The following is an 18,288-nucleotide window of genomic DNA, read 5'->3' as shown; positions in this document are numbered from 1 at the left end:
TCCTCCCGTCAATCTTCTTTTGTGAATAGTATTTTCACATATGGGGTTACGTTGCAAGCGTGAACAGGCGATTTCGCAGCCTTACTTCACGCCGATGCCTGCGGTCAGGCCGCCATCGATCCGGTAGTCGGAACCGGTGCAGAAGCCTGCCTTCGACGAGCACAGGAAGGCGATGAGTTCGGCCACCTCTTCCGGTTCGCCGATGCGGCCGAGCGGGTGCGCCGCGCCGAAGCGTCTGTAGGCCTCTTCGACATCGGCATCGCTGCCATTGTCGCCGCGCGCGGCCTTCTCCAGGATCGGCGTGCGGATCGAGCCTGGGCTGACCGAATTCACCCGGATGCCGGCTGAGGCATAGTCGAGCGCTAGCGAGCGGGTCAGCGTGTGGATGGCGCCCTTGGTCGTGGCGTAGGCGGCAACGTTCTGTTGGCAGGCAAAGCCCTGCACCGAGGCGACGTTGACGATGGCGCCGCCGCCGCGCTTGATCATTTCCGGAATGCCGAAATGTGCCGTCAGATAGATGGAGCCGACATTGACCGTCATCGTCCGGTTCCAGGTTTCCCAGTCGGTCGTCGTCGCGGTTCCATAGGGGTGGACGGCGGCCGAATTGACGATGACGTCGAGGCCACCGAATTTCGCCACGCCGGCCGCCACCGCGTCGCGCACCTGGTCGGAGACGGAGACGTCGGTGTCAATGACCAACGCTTTGGCGCCGGCGCTTTCCAGTTGCGCTTTCATCGCCGCATTGGCGGCGCGGTCGATGCCACAGGCGATGATTGCAGCGCCGCCGGCCGCAAGGCGTTTGGCGGTCGCCAGACCAATGCCGGTCGTACCCGTCACCAGGGCCACCTTGCCCTCGAAATCCGTCATTTCTAAAAACTCCTTCCTTTTCTATCGACTCCCGTCGCGGTCCAACAATAAGTTGCCAACCTCTCGCAGAAGGAAAGCCGAAAATGGAACAATGCTGGCGCTGGTATGGACCTGACGATCCGGTGACGCTCGATCATGTCAAGCAAGCGGGCGCCACCGGCGTGGTCTCGGCACTTCACCATATCTACGACGGCAGGGCGTGGCCGGAAGCCGAAGTGCTGGAGCGCAAGCGCATCATCGAGGAAGCCGGACTGACCTGGTCGGTCGTCGAGAGCATCCCGGTTCACAACTCCTTCAAGATCGGCGCGCCGGAACGCGAGCGCTATGCCGGCTACTATCGCGACTCGATCCGCGCGCTGGCCAAGGTGGGCATCGCCACGATCTGCTACAATTTCATGCCGGTGGTCGACTGGACCCGCACCGATCTCGCCTACCGGCTGCCGACGACGGGTTATGCCCTGCGTTTCGATGCGATCGATTTCGCCGCCTACGATCTGTTCGTGTTGAAGCGCAAGGACGGTGCGGCGAGCTATACGCCGGCGCGCATTGCCGAGGCGGAGAAGCGGCTCAAGGAATTGCCGCCCGAGAAGATCGACCAGATCGAGCGCAACCTCATCGCCGGCCTGCCGGCGACCGAGCGCAAATATGATCGCGAGAGTTTTCGCGAGGCGCTTGCCGACTATGACGGGATCGGGCCGAAGGAGCTGCGCGACAACCTCGCCTGGTTCCTGCGCGAGATCATTCCGGTGGCGGAAGAGGAGGGGGTGCGCATGTGCATTCACCCCGACGATCCGCCGTTCTCGCTCTACGGCCTGCCGCGCGTCGTTTCGACCGCTGAGGATGCGCGTTTCATTCTCAATGCCGTCGACAGTCAGGCCAACGGGCTGACGTTCTGCACCGGCTCCTACGGCACGCGCGCCGACAACGACATTGTCGCCATGGTCAAGGAATTCGCCGACCGCATCCATTTCGCCCATCTGCGCAACATCACCATCGAGAAGGACGGCTCGTTCTACGAGGCCGAGCATCTCGAGGGCGGCACCGACATGGCGCATGTCATTCTGGCGTTGATGCAGGAAGAGGCGCGCCGCCACAGGGAAGGCCGCGCCGACTGGCAAATCCCGATGCGGCCGGACCATGGCCATCTGCTGGCCGACGATATCGGCAAGACCAGGATCAACCCCGGCTACTCGCTGATCGGCCGCCTGAAGGGGCTGGCCGAACTGCGCGGTATCATGCGCGCCGTGGAGACGTTCGGGCTGGCGTGACAGGGCTGGACTTCATGCCCTGTCATCCCGGCGCCGGCCCAGCGTGCCGTCACTGTAGATCATGCGGCCGGCGCGGAATGTCGCCCGCACCCGCGCCACCGGCTGGCGATCGGCCACCACGAGATCGGCCAGCAATCCCGGCTCGATGGCGCCACGATCGGTAAGGCCTAGTGCCGTCGCCGGGTTGGCACTCGTCAGTGCCGCCGCTGCCACAAGACTGCCTTCGCGCAGTTCGGCCAGCCCGAGCACGGCTGGCAGGATCGAGGCCGGATGATAGTCGCTGGCCAGCATGTCGAGCAGCCCGGCTTCGTAAGCCTGGCGTGCCGAAAGATTGCCGGAATAGGACTGGCCGCGGAGCGCATTGGGGGCTCCCATCACTGTGTGCATTGCCAGCCTCCGTGCTTCCTGCGCCGCTTCCAGCGTCACCGGGAATTCGCTCAGCGTGGCGCCGAGGCCATGCACCAGTTCCACCTTTTCCAACGTGTCGTCGTCATGCGAGGCAAGCGCGACGCCATTGGCCTGCGCACGGGCTGACAGGTCCTGCAAACCGTTGAGCACATCGCCTTGGCCTTCACGCCCGGCGATGCGGTGGCCGACGACCTCGGACGCCTGCGCAACTGACATGCCGCGCTCCTTGGCGATGCGGGCGATGTAAAGCTCGACATCGCGATACTGGCCCTGTCCGGGCGTGTGATCCATCAGCGAGATCAGATGCAGCCTGCCGGCATCCATCAGCTTCTGCAGCATGGCAATGGCCGGCGTGAAGGTGACTTCGAAGCGGGCGTGGATACGGTGATCGACCAGTAGGTGGTCCTTCATGCCGGCAATGGTGTCGATGATCGCCGATGTATGCTCTTCCGAGCGCGCCACGCCGCTGGTGATGCTGGCGCCGATGAAGGAGAGCGCGGCATAGGCCGTTGTGACGCCACAGGAGGCGAGCTTCTTGTCGAGTTCGGCGATACCGATCTTCATTGGAACATGCACGCCGAGGCGCGGCTCGACTTCCCTCTCGACCATATCGCCATGCATGTCGATGAAGCCGGGCAGAAGCAGGCGACCGCCGCCTGAGATGTCGGCATTTTCGACCGGCTCGTTGCGGATCTCGGCGATCCGGCCGCTTTCGATGCGGATGGCGCCGTTCGGGACGACGCGGTCGCGCAGGACAATTTCAAATTCACTTAGCCACATACGATTTCTCTTCGGGGGACAGGCGGTTCAGGACGGGGTTTTCGGTCGACAGGACCGAGCGACAGCCGTCCCATAGCAGCTGCTTGCCCCTGAAAAATGACAGTCGGTGACATGCCTGGTGATTGACGCGAAAAGTCACAGGCCATGAGGTCGACGGTGCTTTTCTTTCGAAGCCGGCTTGCAACGGCTTAGCGCTCGATTGCCAGCTTGACAGAAAGCTGACAATGTATCATATCCAAAAAGCTGACTATGTATCATATTATTTTGTGCAGCGATCAAGACCGGTCAAGCCGGCCGTTCCAGGGAGGCGATTGTGGGAGAGGCTATCAGCCAGTGGAGCAATTGGTCGGGCTATGTTACGGCCACACCGCAGGCTCTTGCCGAGCCGCAGAGCCTCGATGAATTGCGCGAACTCATCCGCAGCGCCCCATGGCCCGTGCGCTTCGCCGGCACGGGCCATTCCTTCACGCCACTGGTCAAGAATGACGGAACGATCCTGTCGCTCGATCGCTTCGAGGGGCTAAAGGCGCACGATCCCGACAAGCTTACGGCGCGGGTCGGCGCCGGTACCAAGATCGGCACGATGGCCAAGCTGCTGCACGGCGTCGGCCAGGCGCTGCCGAACATGGGCGACATCGACAAGCAGGCCTTCGGCGGGGCGCTCGGCACAGCCACGCATGGTTCGGGCATCACGCTCGGCGCCTATCATACCCAGCTCGAGGCGATGCAGATCGTCGACGGGCGCGGCGTGGTGAAAGAGTTCGATCGCACCAAGAGCTCCGACATGATCGAAGCCATGGGCGCTTCGCTCGGCGCCTTCGGCGCGGTCACCGAAGTGACGATCCGCAACATGGCGAGTTACCGCATGCGGCACCGCCGCTGGACGGCGCCGATTGCCGATGTGCTGTCGCAATTCGAAAGCACCATGACGGCGCATCGTTCGGCCGAGTTCTACTACGTGCCGTTTTCAGGCCAGGCGCTGCTGATCGCCAGCGACATCACCGAGGCGCCGGCGACAGTGCGCCCGCCGACGGAAGACGACGATGCCGTCACCACGCTGAGGAGGCTGCGCGACTATCTCACGTGGTTTCCGTGGCTGCGCCGCCGTCTCATCGGTTCGGCCTTCGCGAAAGTGCCGGCAGAAGACTATGTCGAGGACTGGCTGAAGGTTTTTACCTCCGAGCGCAACGTCAAGTTCAACGAGATGGAATACCACCTTCCGTTCGAGGAAGGGGCGGCGGCGCTGAGTGAAATCATCGCGCTGCTCGAGACGCGGTTTCCGGAGGTCTACTTTCCGATGGAAGTGCGCGTGGTTGCACCGGACAATGTCTGGCTCAGCCCGTTCTACAAGCGGCCGACCTGTTCCATCGCCATCCATCATGGCGTCGAGCGTGATCCGATGGCGTTCTTCAACGCCGCCGAGCCGATCTTCCGCAAGCGCGGAGGGCGCCCGCATTGGGGCAAGATGCACAGCCTGACAGCCAAGGATTTGAGCGCGCTCTATCCGCGCTGGAACGACGCCATGGCGGTGCGCCGCGAGATGGACCCGGACAACCGCTTCGTGTCGCCCTACATGGCCAGACTGCTCGGCGTCGCGGCATGAGCCTGACCGACACCTATTTCGCCGAACTGTCGGGCGCGCTGAGAACCGCCGAAATCCACCAGCCGTGCCTGGTGCTCGATCTCGACCGGCTCGATCACAACATCGCTGCGATCAGGGCGAAGTTCGCCGCTGGCCTCGATCTGCGCCTCGTCGACAAGTCGCTGCCTTGCCTGCCGCTCATCGAGCACATCCGCGCGGCGTTTGCGACCGACAGGCTGATGACCTTCCATTTGCCGATCAGCGCCGAGATGCTGCGGAATTTTGCCGACGTCGATCTGTTGCTCGGCAAGCCGATGCCGGTTGCTGGTGCCAGGCACGCGCTGACCAAGGGCGTGCTCGCCGGGCTCGGCGAAGCGACGTCGCGCATCGTCTGGCTGATCGATACCGAGGAGCGGCTTGCCGCCTATGGCTCGCTCGCCACTGAGCTCGACCGCGAGCTGCGCATCTGCTTCGAGGTCGATGTCGGCCTGCATCGAGGCGGCATCGGCGACCCCGACGTATTAGCACGGGCGGTTGCCGCGCTGACGAATTATCCGCGGCTGAAATGCGATGGCATCATGGCCTATGAGGCGCATATCGGCCACATCCCCAAACTGCTGGGTGGGCCTGCGAAGGCGCGCGCCAAGGCCGTCAGCCTGTTTCGCCAGTATGTCGGCTGCCTCGCGCCCAACCAGCGCAAGATCCTCAATCTTGGCGGCAGCAGCACCGCTTTGCTCTACGATAGTTGGGTCGGCGCCAATGAATTGTCCATCGGATCGGCCTTTGTGCTGCCGACCGATTTCGACGTGCCCAGCCTCAGCCAATTGCAACCTGCCGCGTTCATCGCGGCGCCGATCCTGAAGGTGGTCGATGTCCAGCTGCCGGGCCTCGACGAGCGCTCCTGGCTGCTGCAGAAACTCGGACTGTTGCCGCGGCGCGGCTGTTTTCTCTACGGCGGCAAATGGATGGCCAAGCCCGTTTATCCCGTGGGCATGAAGACCGACAAGACGTTCGGCTTTTCGACCAACCAGCAGTTCATGGCGTTGCCCGACGATGCCAATGTCGGACCCGATGACTACGCCTTCCTGCGTCCGACGCAGAGCGAATTCGTGCTACAGCAATTCGGTTCGATCCAGGTCTATTCCGGCGGTAAGATCGCCGCGCAATGGGCCGCACTGCCGTTTTCGTAGGAGCAATTCCAGGAAAAGTGTGAAGCGGTTTTCCCACAGGAATTGCGGCAAACACAGAGATCGAAGTGGAGGAGGATACGATGGTCGCCAAGGCAGTCAAAACCCACCCCGTGCAGCCTGAATGGGCAGCCGAACTCGATTTGGCTCTGGCCGATCTCAATGCCAGGAAGGACGACTGGGCGCGCACCTCGAACAGCGAGCGGATCGCGCTGCTGCGCGAGGTCAAGGACAATGTACGCGAGGTCGCCGAGGCCTGGGTCAAGACGGCGGTGCGCAAGAAGGGCATCCCGACCGGCTCGCCGCTCGAAGGCGAGGAGTGGCTGGCCGGCCCGGCGGCGCTGATGGACGGCTGCAACCAGTTCATCCACACACTCAGCCTGATGGAGGGCAAGACCTTCCTCGACGGGCTGCCGGTCCGCACCTTGCCCAACGGGCAGGTGGCGGTGACGGTGGTTCCGAATTCGGTCTGGGACAGGGTGCTGTTCACGGGCTTGAAAGCCGAGATCTGGATGCAGCCCGGCGTGACCAAGGCGAACCTCGCAGCAAACACTGCCGCGGCCTATGACGCGCCGGCGGCGAGCCGCAAGGGCAAGATCGGCCTGGTGCTCGGCGCCGGCAATGTCGCATCGATCGCGCCGCTCGACTGCCTGCACAAGCTCTTGGTCGAACATCAGGTCGTCCTGCTCAAGATGAACCCGGTCAACGACTATCTCATCGATTTCCTGCGGCCGGCGCTGCGGCCGCTGATCGAACTCGGCGCGCTGCGCATCGTGCGCGGCGGTGCCGATGTCGGCGGCTATCTGTGCAATCACGATCTCGTCGACGACATCCACATCACCGGTGCCGCCACCTCGCACGATGCGATCGTCTGGGGTCCCGGCGAGGAGGGCCGAAAGAACAAGGCGGCGGGCACGCCGAAGAACAAAAGGCGCATCACCTCCGAGCTTGGCGGTGTGGCGCCGACCATCGTGGTTCCCGGCCCATGGTCGAATGCCGACATCGCCTATCATGCCGAACTGATCGCGACCCAGAAGCTTAACAATTCCGGCTTCAACTGCATCGCCTGCCAGATGCTGGTGCTGCCCGAAGGCTGGGACAAATCCGATGCGCTGCTGGCTGCGCTCGAAAAGGTGATGCAGAAGGCCCCGTCGCGGCCGGCCTATTATCCCGGCGCCGCCGAGCGCCTCGCCGCGTTCGAAGCGCATGCCGACAGCCTGCAGAAATTCGAGCGCCCGGGTGGACCTGCCTGCGTGGTGGTGCCGTTCCGGCCGGGCAGCGATGCCTATCTCGAAAACGCCGAAGTGTTCGCGCCTGCGCTCAGCGTCTTGCGGCTGCCGGCGGGCAATGCCGAATCCTACCTGCGCGCCGCAGTCGCCTACGCCAATGAAAAGCTACACGGCACGCTGGCCGCCAACATCCTCATCCATCCCAAGACGATCGCCGAGATCGGCCGGACGCGCTTCGAAGAGATCGTTGCCGAGCTGCGCTATGGCGGCATCGGCATCAATTCCTGGAGCGGTGTTCTGTTCGCACTGCTGCGGCCGACCTGGGGCGCCTTCCCCGGCCACACGCTCGAGGACGTGCAGAGCGGCATCGGGGTCGTGCACAACACCTTCCTGTTCGACAAGCCCGAGCGCAGCGTACTCGAAGCGCCGTTCCGCATCATGCCGAAACCGGCATGGTTCCTGACCCACAAAAGGGCTGATATCGTCGGCCGGCTGATCACCGAGTTTCACTACAGACCGAGCGTCCTGAAACTGCCGCGCATCATCTGGAACGCACTGCGCGGCTAGCAACAAGCATCCGATGTCAAAACCAAAAAGCCGAGACAGGAGTGACGACAATGGCTGACGCGGATGCAATCATCGTTGGTGGCGGCCTTGCTGGCTTGGCCGCGGCTGCCGAACTAGGCGATGCCGGCAAGCGCGTGATCATCGTCGAGCAGGAGGGCGGCGGTTTTCTCGGCGGCCAGGCGTTCTGGTCGCTCGGTGGCCTGTTTCTGGTCGACACGCCCGAGCAGCGCCGCTTGCGCATCAAGGACAGCCGCGACCTTGCCTGGCAGGACTGGCTGGGTTCGGCCCAGTTCGACCGGCCAGAGGACCATTGGCCGCGGAAAGTCGCGGAAGCCTATGTCGATTTCGCCGCCGGCGAGATGCGGCCGTGGCTGCACGGCATGGGCATGCGTTGGTGGCCTGTCGTCGGCTGGGCCGAGCGCGGCGGCGCGCTGGCCAATGGCCACGGCAATTCGGTGCCGCGCTTCCATCTGACCTGGGGCACTGGGCCCGGCGTGGTCGCGCCGTTCGAAAGGCGCGTGCGCGACCATGTCGCCAAGGGGCTGATCACGCTGAAATTCCGCCACCAGGTCAGCCGGCTGATCAAGACCAACGGCGCGGTCACCGGCGTCGCGGGCGAAATCCTGGAGGCGTCCAACGTCGAGCGCGGCAAGCAGTCGAACCGGACAGTCGTCGGTGATTTCGAACTCTCGGCCGGTGCCGTCATCGTCACCTCCGGCGGCATCGGCGGTAATCACGATCTTGTCCGCAAGGTCTGGCCAGTCGAGCGGCTCGGGCCGGCGCCGAAACGTATGGTCGCCGGCGTGCCGCACCATGTCGATGGCCGCATGGTGGCTATCACCCAGAACGCCGGCGGCGCCGTCATCAACGCCGACCGCATGTGGCACTATGTCGAAGGGCTCAAGAACTGGAATCCGATCTGGCCGAACCATGGCATCCGCGTGCTGTCGGCGCCGTCGCCGCTATGGTTCGACGCGCTCGGACAACGCATGGAGGCGCCGTTCTTCCCGAGCTTCGATTCGCTCGGCACGCTGAAGCGCATCCTGTCGACCGGCCACGACTATTCCTGGTTCGTGCTGACCAAGACGATCGCCTCGAAGGAGTTCGTGCTGTCGGGCTCGGAGCAGAACCTTGACTTCACCGGCAAGGATTGGCGGGCCGTGCTGAAGAACCGGCGCGGCGGCAAGGCGCCACCATCGGTGGCGGCGTTTCTGGAGAAGGGCGAGGACTTCGTCGTCCGCGACAATCTGGCTGATTTGGTCGCCGGCATGAACGCGCTCTCCGGCGACAACCTGGTCGACTACGACCGGCTCAAGGCGCAGATCGTGGCGCGCGATCGCGAGGTCGACCATGCCTACACCAAGGACGCGCAGGTCACGGCCATCCGCGGCGCCCGCAACTACATCGGCGACAAGATCTTCCGAGTGACCAAACCGCACAAGATACTCGACCCCAGGCACGGACCGCTGATTGCGGTGCGCCTCAACATCCTGACGCGCAAGACACTGGGCGGCCTACACACCAACCTCAATTCGCAGGTTCTCGACGGCAATGGCGAGCCCATCGCCGGGCTCTATGCGGCGGGCGAGGTGGCCGGCGGCGGTGGCGGCGGCTATCACGGCTACAATGCGCTGGAAGGGACATTTCTCGGCAGCTGCATCTTCTCCGGCAGGAATGCAGGTCGGCACGCGGCGGGCAGGTGACGCGGGGAACCGGCCAACGCTGCCATCGACACCGAGACAGACCGTCATCGGGTGCCATGGTGGGGATATTCCCCGATGACAGAGGAGATTGTTAATCGTCCTGCGCTATTGGGAGGCTGGGGGTGAATGGATCTGGTAATTTGATCGTTCACGGGTCGACTATGGCAGTACTTGGTACCCTTCCTCCCGATCTCAGCTGCCGGCCAATTCACCAGGGTGATTGGGACGGCGTAGCCGATTGCCTGCGCCGGGGTTTTCCAGAACGCAGCCGTAATTACTGGATGCGGGCGCTCGCACGTTTGTCGCAACGCCCCATCGTCGCCGATTTTCCGCAATACGGCTTTGCCTTGGAGCATGCTGGCAAGATCGTTGGCGTCGTGCTGACGCTCTACGCCCGCTTCCCTGGCCTGGAAGGCGACGAAATCCGCTGTAATATCTCAAGCTGGACGGTGGACGAGAAATTCCGCCCCTATGCGACCAAGCTGATCATGGCGGTTCTCAAGCAACGGGACATTGTAACCTACATCAATATCTCGCCGGCGCCCGCGACATTGAAAATCAACAAGGCGCTCGGTTTCCGGCTGTTTTCCGAAGGACAGTTTGCCTTTCTGCCCGTCCTGAATTCAGGGCGGTCCTGCCGCATGGTTGAATTTCGCGCCGATCTTGCCGAAGCGGCGATGCTGCCGGAGAACGAACGATACATACTCTCGGAACACGCCGCTCTGGGCTGCCTCTGCCTGATCTGCATCTGTGACGGCGAAGCGCTTCCGCTGGTGCTGATGAAGCGGCACGTGCTGCGCGGTCTCATTCCTTGCCATCAGGTCGTCTACTGCCGTTCGGTGGCCGATCTCGACCGCTGCGCCGGCGCCCTGGGGCGCTTTGTCTTGCGAAGGGGAATCCTGCTTTGCCTCGTCGACGCCAGGGAGCCCATCCCTGGCCTGTTCGGCCGCTACTTCGCCAACCGGGGGATAAAATACTTCAAGGGTCCGAATCCGCCGGCGCCGGGCGACCTGACCTTCACCGAACTTGTGGTGTTCGGGCCGTAATTGCGCTCTCTCTTCCTGACGCAATTCCCAAGGGAAGGCGCTACGCGCTTTTCCCGGGAAAACCGTTTCACACTTTTCCTGAAATTGCTCTCTGCATCGCCAGTTCGCGCCAGCGCGTGCCCAGCGACACACCGACAAGCAACAGGCAGAAGCCGAGCGCAAGCGGCGAGTAGAAGGCTTCTTCCTGCAGCACTGCATTGGCCGAGATGGTGACGATGACGACGAAACCGAACAGGAAATCCGGGTCGCGGGTTTCGATCAGCTGACGCCGCGCCGCCATGGCGAGCGCCGCCAGGAAGCCGAAGAAGACAAAGCTGCCTATGCCCATCTGATAGAGCATGACGCCGACCGCGCTTTCGACGGGGACCGAGGCGACGCCTTCCGCCTGGGCGTTGGCCCAGCTGAGATTGACGCTGGTGCTCGACAAATTGCCGCCAAAGCCCAGTCCCTGTCCAAGCGGGTTGGCCAGGAAGTCGCGCAGGCCGGCCGTCAAGCCAAGCACGTGATAGTCCCCATGCGTCGCACCATAGCCGATTGCCGCGGTCGTCCAGGCCAAAGCCAGGACTATGACGGCGGTAAGCGTAAAACCGGCACGGGAGGGGCTGTAGATCAGACGCATGGCGAGCGCGATGAGCAGCAGGAACGTCGCGCCCTTGGAGCCGATGACGAGCAGCAGCGGCAAGGCCGCAATAGGGAGCAGCCAGCGTCCTTTGAAGAGCAGCCAGGCCGATATGATGCTGAGGGCATAGGCATAGCTGATCGGATGAAAATTCGGGCCGCCGACACGAAAGACGCTGGGCAGGATGTCGTTGAAGAACGGCGTGTTGAAGAAGGTCGTGGTCATCACGTCCTCAAGCCCACGGAAAACGAAGCCGGTTTCCGTCAGCGCCTTCTCCCACACGCCGGTCTCGATCTGCCGCGATATGCTGCGTTCGATGTAAAGGTCGCCATGGAAGAGGCTGAGGAAATTCATCGTGAAGATCAATTCCAGATATCCGTAGACGACCGCGCCGGCACCGAGCCACAACATGCTCTTGCGCAGGTCGACCGGATAGAGGCTGGCGGCGAGCACGGCGATGTGGAAGCAGGCAAGCGGCGTGATGGTGTTGCGGAAATAGACGACCGCGTCCTTGGGCTGGCCGTGCACGATCCCCAGGGCGAGATAGAAGGTGATGGTTCCACAGAGCACGAGGCTGAGCAGCAGCCAGAAGCGCAATTCGATCAGGGCGCGCACGCGCTGCTGGAATGACGCGGCAAGGAAAATGCCGAAGGCGCTCATCAGGATGACGAAATTGGTACCGCGCAGCGAATCGAACGTGTCGTTGTCTGGGATGTAAGGGGTGAACCAGGTGACCACGAGGTTCTGGTAGAGGAAGGCGCAGATGATCAGGACGGGAACGCCCGCGGGCAGGGCGTTGGACACGATCAGCGTCAGGAGGAAGGTCGCCGCAATGCCGAACGGGGTCCAGACGGCAAAGGCCGAAACCGTCAAGACAACAACGATCAGCGATACGCAGACATGCAGCAGCGCCTCGGTGCTATCGGGTGCGCGCAGCCCGACTCGCGGATATGCGCCGGTGACGCTCATTGCCCGGCCGCCTCGTCGCCCAGCAGGGCAACCATCATCGAGGCGTCGAACCCCTCCGTGCTCAGCCTGCTCTTGATGAAGCCAAAACCCTGGTCGAGCTCCCAATAGGTCCAGCCGATATGATTGGCTTCGGCGGCCTCGCGCACGGCACGGACCCAGGCCGCGCGGCTTTGTGCATCGACGCAGAAATTGAGCACGCCGAACTCGTTCAGCATCACCGGACAGTCATGCGCCGCCGACCAGCGTCCGGCCTCGGCAAAGCTCGCGGCGATCGCGGCCTCTGTCCATGGGTTCGAGAGTTCGTTCTCGAGCAGGGAGGCGGCTTCTTCGTCGCCGGCAGTGCGCAATTTTGCGATGAGGTCGCGTACCGCAGAGGTCTCCCTTGTCGCGGGAAACGGCAGGTTGGCCATGCGCGCCAGCGGCGACGTATCCCAGTTCTCGCATTGATGGGTGAAGGCCATCGGCGCATAGAAGTGGATGGCGGCGATCTGGTTGTCGTCGGCCAGAGGCGGCGTATCGGCGATTTCCCATATGCCCTGGAAGCGTGCCGGGCCCCAGACCAGCGTGTGGCGCGGACATGTTGTGCGCAGCGTCTCGGCGAGCCTGTCGCGCAGAGCAAGCCAGACGGCGCGTTCCATCGGTGGCTCGTTCAGCAGCTCCGGATAGACCGAAGCCGCCGGCAGATCGGCGATGACGGCACGCAAGGCTGTCCACGCCTGCACCACCTGTCCGCTTGCGGCTGCCGGATCGCGCTCAAAAGCGGCGTGAAGGTCGGCGGACGGGTGCATGTCGACGAGAACGGCAAAGCCTAGCCCGGCAAGATCGGCGACGCCGTCATGGATGCGGCGGAGCCCGGCCGGGTCACCGGCCGAGATAAGATCGCTGTTCACCGGCAAGCGGATGGTTTCGAACCCGGATTGGCGCAGCTTTTCCAGCGTCGCAGGGGCGGGAGCAGTCCCTGCCTCGCGATCGAACCATCCCGGAAGATTGAAGCCGCGCGATGGAACACTGCGCACGGTTGTCGCCGCACGGGCCGGAAAGGGGAGGGCCGCAAGCACAGCCCCGCCAGCCAGCGCGAGCGCCTGCCGCCGTGACATCACCGGCAGCGATGGCAGCTCCGCCAGCACGGATCAGCTCCTCGCGGCCAAACCGCGGCGCCAGTCGGCAGCGCCGGACGGCTGTACGGGCGCGCGGGCGGCCGACTGCGCGGTCTGTGGTGCGATCACCAGCGTGGCGCTGCGCCCGATCTGGGCGGCGCCCAGCCGTTGCGCCAAAAGGGCGGCAGCGTCGGCTGCCTGCTCCGACGGGTTCAGCGCCAGCAGCGTCAGATCGGCCTGCGTGAAAAACTCCGGGGACCAGGCCTTTTCGCTGAAGGCCGGGGCGCTGATGAGGATGAAGTCGAAGGCGTTTCCAGCCTCGGTCAGGACGTCGCCCAGGGTCCGGCCGCCTTTTTGCCCTTGCGGGCTGCAGATGGCGGTTCTGAGCCCGCTGGCGCTGTCGACGAATATACCGGGGCCGTGGTCCGCCGAAGCCGATGGTTGGCCTTCGATCTCGACGACCAGCACGTTCTGCTCGACGCGCTGCAGGCTTATTCCGATCAATGCGCCGGCAAGCCTTGCCTCGAGGCTGCTGCGAGTCGAGGACACGGCCAGCACAAAGGGTTTGGGATGGTCGTGCAGGCGCAGGATGATCTGCCGCATCAGCTTCAGCACGTCGCGCGAAAGCGCCTCGTCGCCGTCCTGGAAAAGCGAAGCCCTGATTGCCTTGATGCCCGAAAGCGCCGTACCGCTGGCCGGCACGCGGTATTCGCCCAGACTGGGCGGAACCGGCTTCGGAGTGGGCTGGGCAACCGGGCGCGATGCGTCCTGCCTGGGCTGGACCGCCGGCACCATTTCTTCCTTGGGCGCCCGCGGTTCGTCTTCCGGCCGGCGAACCGGGCCGAACGCCAGAGCGAGACCGCATCCGGCGAGGAGGCCAAGAACCGCGCCCACCGGCAGCAGCAGCGCAGGCTTTGGCCAGGTCGGCTGGATCGGCGGCGAAGCCTTGGCGATGGTACGCGCCTCGGAGGTCTGGACGCCCTCCATCTGCGAGGTTTCCTTGGCTCGCTTCAGATAGTCGTCGAGGACGCCGCGAGCCGCCTGGGCCTTGGATTCCAACTGCCGCAGCTGCACCTGGGCAAGGCTCGAGTCGGAAGACTGCTGGCGCAAGGCTTCGAGCTTGGCCTGCAACTTGCCGACATTTTGCGCGGCAAGATCGTAGCTGGCCTTCAACTGCTGCCTGATGCGGTCGGCCTCGGCGCCCATGAGCCGGTTCATCCGTTCGATCTCGGACCGCAGCCGCGCGATCGCCGGATGGCGCGGCCCATACATGGTTTCGAGATTGGCGAGTTCGGCGGTGCGCTGGTTGTAGTCGTCGCGCAATTTGATGGCCGAATTGGAGGACAGGATTTCCGCCAACCTGGCCAGACCCGCAGGCGAGCTGCCGGCGGCAAGCGCCTGATTGTAACGGTCCCTTGCCTGGTCGGCGTCGCCCTGGGCGGTGATCAGCTGCGTCGTCAGCTGATCGAGCTGGAATTGCAACGTGCCGCCATCGGTCGGGTCGACGATCCTGTGCGTCGTCTTGAAATCCTCGACCGCGCGCTCGGCGTCGCTGACGTCCTTCTGCAGGCCCTTGATCCGGTCGTTGAGGAGGGAGTTCACATCGCTGTTGGCGCCTTCGCGTTCCCCGGCAAGGCCGGTCCGGTAGCGCTCGACGATGGCATTTGCGATGCGCGCGGCCGTGTCTGGCGATTTCGAGGTGAAGCTGACATTGATGACATAGGTGAGCCCTTCGCGCTCCACCGATACCGCTTTTTGAAAGCGCTTGAAGGTTGCGTCGCGCGTGGCCTTCTTGTCGGGTCCGAATATGGAAAACAACCGCGATACCAGGCCTCGGCCCGAGAATTCGGGGTCGCTCTCCACCTTCTGACTGTCGAATACGTCTCCCAGCAGGTCCTGCGATTCGATGACGAAGACCTGGCTGGCAATGGCGGCGCTGTCGGAGCCGATGCCGGGAAGAACATTGTTGAAATTGGTGGAACGCGAGTCGCGTGGGTCGATCAGTATCGAGGCTGTTGCCGTGTAGCTCGGGCTGGTCACGGCGAGATAGAGCACGGTCAACAGCAACACGGCGCCGGCGATGATCAAAATCATCAGGCGGCGGCCCCACAGGATCGCCCACAGCGCCGCGATATCAAACAGCGGCGGAAGCGTGCGATCGTCGATGCCGGCAGGACTCATCATTTTTCCTCTGCAGAGTCACGTCACCCTACACCTCGCACTATTTCCCATTATCGTTAGCCTTTCGTTAAGGTTACCAAAGCGTTTCACCTTTGTATGCAGGGGTGCAGGTAACCATTCGTCGCGTAGGCACTGGCGCTTGCGTGAGTTTTTGTTCTATTCAGGGACAGGTTTCAGGGTCGGTTGGCTGCCGCGGGGGCAAGGCCATTGCCGATCGTCACGGGAGCCGATCTTGGATGACAACATAAGCGACAAAAAGGCCGCAATGGCTGGGAGCGGCAATCCGGCAGCCGACATGCGCATGTCCATCCCTGCGCTCGCCAGGAGCGGGGCGGTCGCGGGTGTGATCAAGCTTGCCAGTGCCGGCCTGTCGTTCCTGATGTTCGTGGCCGTGGCGATGGTGATGGACGAGCGGCAGTTCGGCCTCTACAGCGCCACCTATGCCGGCGCCAGCCTGGTTTCTTTTTTTGCCTCGGTCGGCCAGCAGAGCACGGTGCTCAGGTTCTGGCCGCAATATGTCGGCCTCGGCGACCTCAACTCGGCGCATGGCATGATGGCGCGCGCCATCGTGGTGGCGCTGATGGGGCTTGTCGCCTCCAGCCTGCTCATCCTGGTGGCGGGTTTTATGCCGTTCGCCAGCAGCGCCACGCCGGAGTGGTTTTCGCTGTGCCTGGCTGCCGCGGTGCTGTCGCTCTCGCTCGGCTGGTCGGAATTCACCTCCGGCGCCTTCCGCGCCAAGAATGCACTCATTTACGGCCTTTTGCCGCGCGACATCATCTGGCGGGCGGCGACCATTGCCGCCATGCTCGGCTGCCGCTTCCTGCATGTCGGGATGGGTGCGGTCGCAGCGACCTTTCTGACCGCCGGGCTGCTCATCCTTTCGGTCGTGCCGCAGACGGTGCTTCTGCTGCGCGACACGTCGCGCGCTGAGCGTGGCCCGCTTACGGAAGAGCAAAAAAGCGAATTCAAGACGGTAACGCTCGGCCTCTGGGGTGTCACCTCGCTGCCGCCGGCGCTCGGCCAGGTCAGCACCTTGCTGGTGGCCATGATCCTGGGGCCGGTGCCGGCCGGCGCCATCTTCGTCGCCGACCGGACAACCCGTTTCGTGGCGCTGGCGCTCAACGGCATCAATCAGGCGCTGGCGCCGCAGATTTCGAGCGCTTTCTACAGCGGCGACAGGGCGCATGTGCAGCGCATCACCAGCCTTGCGGCACTTGGCAGCTTTGCCATTGCGCTCTGCGTGCTGGCGGCGTTCTGGCTTTTCGGCGGCTTCATCCTGTCCATTTTCAATCCGGCCTATGACACGCCGACCATGCGCACGACGCTCGTCATCTTCGGCATCGGCGCGGCCTTCGCCACCGCATGCGGCCCGATCGAGATACTGCTGCAACTGACCGGCCTGCAGCATGCACTGTTCAAGGTGCTGGTCATCGTCAACGTGCTGGGGCTCGCCGCGACGGCCGCGACGACCTATTATTTCGGGCCGGTCGGCGCGGCGGTCACCATCGCCGGAACGGTGATTGCCTGGACTGCCCTCGCAGTCTCGATCGCACGGCGTCGAATAGGCATAAACCCGTCCATCTTCGGCCTCGCGACGAGCAAGGCGGCGGCCGTTTCCCGACCCGTGCTTAGAGACCGTACGTGAAGATCGTGCAGGTCCAGACGCAGGCGGAGGCGGCCGGCGCGCAACGCGTTTCCGACATGGTCGGTGAAGGGTTGCGGGCGCGCGGCCATGATGTCCGCACCGTCTTCATGTATCGCAAGACCGACGCCTTCGACCACGACGCCAGCGCTGATTTCATTCTTACCGAGCCGCCAAAAGGCTTGCCGGGACAGATCCGGGCGACCATCGGGCTGGTGAGCTACCTGCGCAAGGCGCGGCCGGATGCCGTCATCACCTATCAGCACTATGGCAACATCTTCGGCACGATTGGCGCGCGACTGGCGGGGGTCAGGCAGATCGTCGCCAACCAGAGCGGCGCACCGCACACCACGGGCATCATGGGCCTGCTCTCCCAGATCGACAAGCTGATGGGCGTGACCGGGCTTTACCAGGCAAACATCGTCAACTCGGCCTGGACGGAAGCGCAATTCGATCACTATCCGCAAGCCTACCGGCGGCGGCTCCACCGCATCGATCACGGCGTTCCGGCACCGCGTGAGCCATTCGACAAGGCGGCGGCTCGTGTCCGCTTCGGCTTGCCAGGCAATGCATGGCTTGCCGTCTCGTCCGGACGGCTGACGCGGACAAAAAACCAGATCGCACTGGTCGGGGCACTTGCACGGTTGTCCGACATCCATGTAGCGCTTGCCGGCGTCGGACCAGAACTGGAGACGCTTGTCGCCTTTGCCAGGGAGCAGGGCGTGGCGGACCGGTTGCATCTTGTCGGTGAAGTTCCGCCGGCACAGATTTTCGAATTCCTGGCGGCAGGCGATGTCTATGCGTTCCCGTCGACGAGCGAGACCTTCGGTCTTGCTTGCGTTGAAGCGGCGATTTCCGGGCTGCCGGTGGTGGCAAGCAATCTTGCCGTGATGCACGAGGTGCTGACCGCGCAAGACGGCGAACCGGCTGCGATCTTCGTCGAGGCCGACGCCGAGGGCATGGCCACAGGGCTTGCCGAGATGATCGCCAGGCCGGAGCTCATGGCCAGGCTTTCGGCAGCCGGGCGGCGGCTCAAGGACAAATACTCGCCGGCCCAGATGTGTGCCGGCTATGAGGCGCTACTGTTTTCATAGAGCGTTTCACGGAAACGGTGAACCGCTCTATGTCTTTGTTTTTGCGCAA

Annotated in this window: 13 protein-coding genes; 8 read left to right on the top strand and 5 right to left on the bottom strand. The window is 63.6% G+C overall.

Annotated features, from left to right (window positions below; genetic code table 11):
• Positions 1-81: 81 nt before the first annotated feature.
• Positions 82-867, bottom strand: coding sequence for an SDR family NAD(P)-dependent oxidoreductase (locus tag AC1DYC_RS11590; protein ID WP_477406381.1), 786 nt, complete (start codon positions 865-867; stop codon positions 82-84).
• A gap of 83 nt (positions 868-950) precedes the next feature.
• Here AC1DYC_RS11590 and uxuA point away from each other — a divergent pair, with 83 nt between their 5' ends.
• On the top strand, positions 951-2,135 hold the full coding sequence (gene uxuA / locus AC1DYC_RS11585) for a mannonate dehydratase (RefSeq protein ID WP_477406379.1): 1,185 nt from the start codon (positions 951-953) through the stop codon (positions 2,133-2,135).
• Between the two features lie 12 nt (positions 2,136-2,147).
• Here uxuA and AC1DYC_RS11580 read toward each other — a convergent pair whose 3' ends face one another.
• Positions 2,148-3,323, bottom strand: a complete 1,176-nt coding sequence (locus AC1DYC_RS11580; protein ID WP_477406377.1) for an alpha-D-ribose 1-methylphosphonate 5-triphosphate diphosphatase — start codon at positions 3,321-3,323, stop codon at positions 2,148-2,150.
• 313 nt (positions 3,324-3,636) lie between these two features.
• Between AC1DYC_RS11580 and AC1DYC_RS11575 the strand changes: the two genes are divergently transcribed.
• The 5 genes from AC1DYC_RS11575 to AC1DYC_RS11555 all read left to right on the top strand — a co-directional run bounded on the left by AC1DYC_RS11575 (position 3,637) and on the right by AC1DYC_RS11555 (position 10,637).
• Positions 3,637-4,926 (top strand): D-arabinono-1,4-lactone oxidase, encoded by a 1,290-nt coding sequence (locus AC1DYC_RS11575; protein WP_477406375.1) that lies wholly within the window; start codon positions 3,637-3,639, stop codon positions 4,924-4,926.
• Entirely contained in the window at positions 4,923-6,095 is a 1,173-nt protein-coding gene (locus AC1DYC_RS11570) for an alanine racemase (protein ID WP_477406373.1), read from the top strand. The genes AC1DYC_RS11575 and AC1DYC_RS11570 overlap by 4 nt, the downstream gene beginning before the upstream one ends.
• Positions 6,096-6,175: 80 nt before the next feature.
• Complete coding sequence (locus tag AC1DYC_RS11565; RefSeq protein WP_477406371.1) at positions 6,176-7,888, top strand: aldehyde dehydrogenase family protein; 1,713 nt, start codon at positions 6,176-6,178, stop codon at positions 7,886-7,888.
• A 50-nt stretch (positions 7,889-7,938) separates the two neighbouring features.
• The gene (locus AC1DYC_RS11560) at positions 7,939-9,591 is read left to right on the top strand and encodes an FAD-binding dehydrogenase (RefSeq protein WP_477406369.1); all 1,653 of its coding nucleotides are present in this window, start codon (positions 7,939-7,941) and stop codon (positions 9,589-9,591) included.
• A 140-nt stretch (positions 9,592-9,731) separates the two neighbouring features.
• A complete protein-coding gene (locus AC1DYC_RS11555; RefSeq protein WP_477406367.1) occupies positions 9,732-10,637 on the top strand; it encodes a hypothetical protein in 906 nt (301 codons plus the stop codon).
• 67 nt (positions 10,638-10,704) lie between these two features.
• Here AC1DYC_RS11555 and AC1DYC_RS11550 read toward each other — a convergent pair whose 3' ends face one another.
• The 3 genes from AC1DYC_RS11550 to AC1DYC_RS11540 are packed head-to-tail and all read right to left on the bottom strand — an operon-like array spanning position 10,705 to position 15,506.
• Positions 10,705-12,225, bottom strand: a complete 1,521-nt coding sequence (locus tag AC1DYC_RS11550; RefSeq protein ID WP_477406365.1) for a hypothetical protein — start codon at positions 12,223-12,225, stop codon at positions 10,705-10,707.
• Positions 12,222-13,352 (bottom strand): glycoside hydrolase family 5 protein, encoded by a 1,131-nt coding sequence (locus tag AC1DYC_RS11545; RefSeq protein WP_477406363.1) that lies wholly within the window; start codon positions 13,350-13,352, stop codon positions 12,222-12,224. The genes AC1DYC_RS11550 and AC1DYC_RS11545 overlap by 4 nt, the downstream gene beginning before the upstream one ends.
• A gap of 3 nt (positions 13,353-13,355) precedes the next feature.
• Positions 13,356-15,506, bottom strand: a complete 2,151-nt coding sequence (locus tag AC1DYC_RS11540; protein WP_477406361.1) for a GumC family protein — start codon at positions 15,504-15,506, stop codon at positions 13,356-13,358.
• A gap of 229 nt (positions 15,507-15,735) precedes the next feature.
• On the opposite strand from AC1DYC_RS11540, the gene AC1DYC_RS11535 reads away from it, so the two are divergent.
• Positions 15,736-17,148: a lipopolysaccharide biosynthesis protein gene (locus tag AC1DYC_RS11535; protein ID WP_477406360.1), complete on the top strand. Its 1,413-nt coding sequence runs from the start codon at positions 15,736-15,738 to the stop codon at positions 17,146-17,148.
• The gene (locus tag AC1DYC_RS11530; RefSeq protein ID WP_477406358.1) at positions 17,145-18,239 is read left to right on the top strand and encodes a glycosyltransferase family 4 protein; all 1,095 of its coding nucleotides are present in this window, start codon (positions 17,145-17,147) and stop codon (positions 18,237-18,239) included. The genes AC1DYC_RS11535 and AC1DYC_RS11530 overlap by 4 nt, the downstream gene beginning before the upstream one ends.
• Positions 18,240-18,288: the final 49 nt, after the last annotated feature.

It is taken from the genome of Mesorhizobium sp. P2_E7 (assembly GCF_056403855.1).
Note: the sequence above shows the minus strand (reverse complement) of the source record. Positions and strands in the feature narration are given on the sequence as shown.